A 4,159-nucleotide genomic window follows, 5' to 3' on the forward strand; every position below is an offset into this window, starting at 1 on the left:
AAAAATTGTTATTTACTGATAACCTGTATGACATCCGCATCCTGTCAGCCTAATAAACTCCCGTAAATTTACTTAATCTACATTTCTTTTTGTAAATTTTAATACAGATTCTCTTGAACGTTCGATTTCATTTTTATTTTCATTATAGAACTTTGACACATACCTTAATATCATCATTTGTTTTTGAAATGACTGATACATTTTTTCAATAATCCGTAATGCTATCACAATTGCCATAACCGCATTCTTTTTCTGATAATAATACCAATCATTAGCTAACATCATTTGAGCCTTTATCGCCTTATCGCTCATTACTTCACTCTTTAAATACTTCCGCTCAATATGGGGTACCACCCCACATCCATCAACTATTTGGAATTGCTGCTTAAGACTAGATTCCACTAGGAAACTTTTCGCCTCTTTATATCTTTCCTAAGTATTTGCACCAGAACCCTCATTAGTTTGGAATGTATTTGTTTTCAAATTCAGTTTTTGCAATTTTAGTATATTTGTTAACAAACTCTGTTTTTGCTTCCGTATATCCATCTCTGTCATGTTCATATTTGTCTATTAAGCTCATTTTTAAGTTACTATATTCTTTGGCGACATCTTTATGCAGTCTTAAAAAATCTCTAAAATACAATTCATTCCAATCGCCTATATACCTAACATGAAGATGAAATACTTTTTCGGCAAATCCTTTTTTTGTATAGCCTTTCATAAACATCATATGTGGTGCTGATTTTTGTGGTTGCTTTTCAAAAATATATCCATTTTTCTCAAACATACTCACTAAAAACTTCAAATCACACTCTTCTGTTATTTCAAGCAATATATCTATCGTTGGCTTTGCTAATAAACCGTTAACAGAAGTACTTCCTATGTGATTTATTCGTTCAATATATTGATCACCGATTATATTGTTAAGTAGTTTTTCTTCTTGTAAATACCAATCTTTCCATATTGGATTATGTTCTTTCAGTATAATCGGAAACAGCTCCCTCAATTCTTTAAGTGACATTTCTGATAAACTCTTACCCACAATACATTCCTCCATTTTACTTAGTAAGTGGTTTTTATCAAACTTTTTTACAAAGTTTCCCTAAATCTGACCAATTACGAAGTGATATTTTTCGATTTATTGATCTCATATTACAGTATGTGTCTCCGAGAAACTTAAAAATATCAGTAGAAGATGAATTTTGGTATTCGTCAATCTCTAGTATCATTACCATCTGGGGTGCAGACCGAATGGATGGATAGCTTAGCACCCTATATAATAGAAGGAAAACTGATACAACGTGTTAATAATAGTGTGTATTTAGATAGTAATACCGTAACAAAGCCGGTAACTATCACAAGTAACGAGTATAAATCTATAACAAAAATTGTAGAGGAAACAAACAGTTCCATCGAAGAATTTATTAAAGATGCAATTCGAGATAAAATTAATCAAAACTCACTTAATCAAAAATAAAAAGGTTCCATTTGAACAAATTTTCCTTTTCTATGCTGATTACACACCTTTTTCTAGAGTAATACTATCAGTATGTCCAAGTTTAGGAGATTACTTGCAAGAGTTTTTGCACCAGAACCAGAAAAAATGAATAATAAAGTTGTTTAATTCGAGAGCTAAATCTTTAATGATGGCCCCCATCATTTCAATAATGCATATTTAAAAATATCGACATTTTCACCTTGTTCATCTAGAACTGTTTCGATGCGCTCCCAACCTCTTTTTTCATAGTAAGCTGAAGCATTTTCTGTCTTTAAAAATACTTTTGTATAACCTATTTTTTTCATATATTTTAGCAAGTCGTTGATTAAATAAAACCCTATTTTTTGACTTCGATATGAAGGTTCAACATATAAAGATGCTAACCAAGGTTTATATTGAGGTTTTTCTTTCCAATCGTTTTCAAATACGGATACTGTTCCTACACATTGTCCATCTACATTCGCTATAAAAGTGATTGGAAATTCATTTGCATATGTTCCCTTAAAAAAATCGACAACTTCTTCATATGTTTTTTTACTGCTAGTTGGTACAACAAATTCTTTGTAAACCATTTTTGCAACATCTTCTATATGTTCTGGCCGATTTACTAATAAATCAATATCCATAAATTCCCCTCCGTTTTTAAATTCTTATTACTGTCCTTGTGTTAAATATCCAATTACCGAATATTCTATATAATCATTATAAACGATATGGAAAAAACCGATACTAAATCTCTTAGTATCGATTTTATTTTTAAACAACTATATTATCTTTTAAATGACTCTATTATTTTTCAAACAACTTTATTATTCGTGAACACGTATTTTTTTTCATTTTAAGGAGATTTCTTTTTGTTAGCTTGATAGCGATGTGGCGGTATCCCCTGCCAATCAAGCTAAAGCGAAATTATATCCATAATACGAAAAACACCTCCATTAAAATCATAACTGATACTTACGATTTAGAGAGGTGTTTTTTATTGTCTCTTTCTCATGGGGCACTCCAATAGGAAAGGATGACGTATTTTTTCATTTTAGGGAGGATTTTGTTTTATTAGCTTAATAGCGTTGGATTGCCGCTGGAATTCCAAAAACCCCAAAAGTTATTTTTAGAGTAAGTTGGAGGTTTTTGAACCAGAAAGATATATGTTTAACTATAAAAACTATGACAAAATTTATCCGTTTTTCCTTTTTGCCTACTCGCTAAATTCAGCAAGTAAAATATTTTTAAAAGGGTCAGAACTGTTAGCTTTACCCATGCTGTTCAAATTGACGGCCAACGTATGCTTGCCCCCAATTGTACCTCCAGCAAAAGTAAGAAACCCTGGAATGCTACCTCCGTGTCCCCATATCGAGACACCGTTTGGAAGCTTAATTTCATAGATTCCAAGGCCATATCCATCGATTCCTTCTCTTCCTGTAGGAACTGTAGTAAGCATTTGTTTTAGTTGCTGTTCCTTCAGTAATTTGCCACGGAGTAAGTAAGAGAAGAATTTGTTTAAGTCGTCAGCAGTAGAAATCATATCTCCATCCGAGCTACCTGGGTTAGAATAAGTAACGTCTTTTAGCTCACTTGCTCCGTCTGGTTGTAAATATCCACGGGCATGCTTGGTGCCTGGAATAACGCTTGAATTGCCAGGTAGGAATGTATTCAACAATTCAAGCGGTTCAATAATCCGATTTTCAACCTCTTCCGCATAGCTGTTTCCAGTTACTTTTTCAATAAGGATACCCAGTAATACGTATCCTGTGTCTGAATAAGACCAGCCCTTTCCTGGGGCAAAGTCTGGAGGAAGAGAAAGCCCAATCTTTACGAATTCTTCAGCCGTATACGATTTTTTGGTATCCATAATATCAAAGTCTTTTGACCTTAAGTAGTCAGCGATACCACTTGTATGATTCAATATCTGCCGGATAGTAATCTGGTTACCATCATATCCGTTTCCTTGAATGACACCAGGCAACCATTTTTCGATGGAGTCGTCTAGATTCAAGCGGTTCTCTCCAGCTAATTGAAGTACAACTGTTGCAATGAACGTCTTCGTCACACTGCCAATGCGAAAGCGAAAATCTGTTTTCATTGGTTTCTTGGTTCTCAGATCCGCTATCCCAGCGGCATAACTCCACGTTTTTCCACCCTCGGAAGTTTTAGCAAGTATCCCCGGGAATCCAAGTTGCAATGTATCCCGCATTACTTGTTTGACGGAATTACGATCTCGTTGAGTGCTTGTGTGTAACGAACTAGATACATTTTGAGTGGACTCTGCTTTTACAATTGAGATTGGTGTTGTGTATAACAGAGAACTTCCAGCTATTAAAAGGGCCAGACTTGCAAATGTAATTTGGCTACGTGTTTTCATAAGGTATTCCTCTCCTCTATTCATATTGGATAGGTGGTTGCTTGCTGTTTCATACTAACCACACAGCTATCATCTCTACCAATGACAAAAGGTCAACATTAAATTTGTAATCATCTTCATAATGATTATTTTTACAAACGCTATTCTGTCCTAACAAACGGTAAATCCCTCTTTTTTCACATGTATGTTAACCCCAGAAATTACTTCTTTTCCTTGAAACACTCTTGTTAACTGGTTTGTTTTTCATATATAAGTCATATCTGTTCCGCCTTTCATGCTTCTTTATATTTTGATCATAC

The 4,159-nt window shown here is 34.0% G+C and carries 4 protein-coding genes and 2 pseudogenes; 1 reads left to right on the plus strand and 5 read right to left on the minus strand.

The genetic code is table 11. From position 1 onward, the window contains the following. Positions 1 to 72 precede the first annotated feature (72 nt). Both C564_RS0127020 and C564_RS0127025 read right to left on the minus strand, forming a co-directional pair. Complete coding sequence (locus C564_RS0127020; RefSeq protein ID WP_018767517.1) at positions 73 to 402, minus strand: hypothetical protein; 330 nt, start codon at positions 400 to 402, stop codon at positions 73 to 75. 55 nt (positions 403 to 457) lie between these two features. Then, positions 458 to 1,042, minus strand: coding sequence for a GrpB family protein (locus C564_RS0127025; RefSeq protein WP_018767518.1), 585 nt, complete (start codon positions 1,040 to 1,042; stop codon positions 458 to 460). A 53-nt stretch (positions 1,043 to 1,095) separates the two neighbouring features. Between C564_RS0127025 and C564_RS33805 the strand changes: the two are divergent. Further along, positions 1,096 to 1,477: pseudogene (locus C564_RS33805) on the plus strand (ribbon-helix-helix protein, CopG family); the annotation flags it as partial. 179 nt (positions 1,478 to 1,656) lie between these two features. Here C564_RS33805 and C564_RS0127035 read toward each other — a convergent pair. From C564_RS0127035 to C564_RS38505, 3 genes and pseudogenes are all read right to left on the minus strand, one after another. Continuing rightward, positions 1,657 to 2,124 (minus strand): GNAT family N-acetyltransferase, encoded by a 468-nt coding sequence (locus C564_RS0127035; RefSeq protein ID WP_018767520.1) that lies wholly within the window; start codon positions 2,122 to 2,124, stop codon positions 1,657 to 1,659. A gap of 572 nt (positions 2,125 to 2,696) precedes the next feature. Beyond that, positions 2,697 to 3,860: a serine hydrolase domain-containing protein gene (locus C564_RS0127040; protein ID WP_018767521.1), complete on the minus strand. Its 1,164-nt coding sequence runs from the start codon at positions 3,858 to 3,860 to the stop codon at positions 2,697 to 2,699. Between the two features lie 96 nt (positions 3,861 to 3,956). Continuing rightward, positions 3,957 to 4,082 (minus strand): annotated as a pseudogene (locus tag C564_RS38505) (ABC transporter ATP-binding protein); the annotation flags it as partial. Positions 4,083 to 4,159 lie beyond the last annotated feature (77 nt).

The sequence above is a fragment of the Bacillus sp. 105MF genome (genome assembly GCF_000374885.1).
Lineage (GTDB): Bacteria > Bacillota > Bacilli > Bacillales > Bacillaceae_G > Bacillus_A > Bacillus_A pseudomycoides.